Origin of the sequence: Sphingomonas sp. ABOLH (assembly GCF_003951715.1) — a bacterium.
In the GTDB taxonomy this organism is placed as follows: domain Bacteria; phylum Pseudomonadota; class Alphaproteobacteria; order Sphingomonadales; family Sphingomonadaceae; genus Sphingomonas; species Sphingomonas hankookensis_A.
Genome location: NZ_QQWV01000119.1, coordinates 1 through 528 on the forward strand (window position 1 = coordinate 1; position 528 = coordinate 528).

Genomic DNA, 528 nt, shown 5'->3' on the forward strand with positions numbered 1-528 from the left:
GCATAGAGCGATTCAAGCGCTCGGTAATGCGCCTCGGCCCCAACCGGTTCAGGCGGCTGCGTCACGCGACTCCGTCCCCGCGAGCAGCGCGTAGAGCGCGTCTGCCGATCCGGCCCCGCGCAGCTTGGCGGTGAAGACGCGATCGCGCAGCCGTCGCGAGACCCGCGCCAGTGCCTTCAGATGCTCGCCCCCCGCATCGGGGGGAGAAAGCAGGGCGAAGACCAGATCGACCGGCAGATCATCGACCGAGGCGAAGTCGAGCGGCTTGTCGAGCCGGATGAACAACCCGCGCACGCCCGCAAGCCCGGCGATCTTGCCATGGGGAATGGCGATTCTGCCGCCAAAAGCGGTCGAGCCGCGCTTCTCGCGCGCCGCCAGCTGCTTGGTCACCTCGCCGGCAGCGAGGCCATATGTGTTGGCCGCGGCCTTGCTGATCAGCCCGAAGAGTTTCTTATTGCTGCACGTCGGGGTTCCCGAGCGCACGAGAGAAGAGGCAAATACGGATGCCGTCTTCAGCTTATAACAAAA

Annotated in this window: 1 protein-coding gene; it reads right to left on the bottom strand. The window is 65.5% G+C overall.

Annotation, left to right across the window (positions count from 1 at the left end):
• Positions 1-48: 48 nt before the first annotated feature.
• A complete protein-coding gene (locus CA237_RS19510; RefSeq protein WP_241215569.1) occupies positions 49-483 on the bottom strand; it encodes a PTS sugar transporter subunit IIA in 435 nt (144 codons plus the stop codon).
• Positions 484-528: the final 45 nt, after the last annotated feature.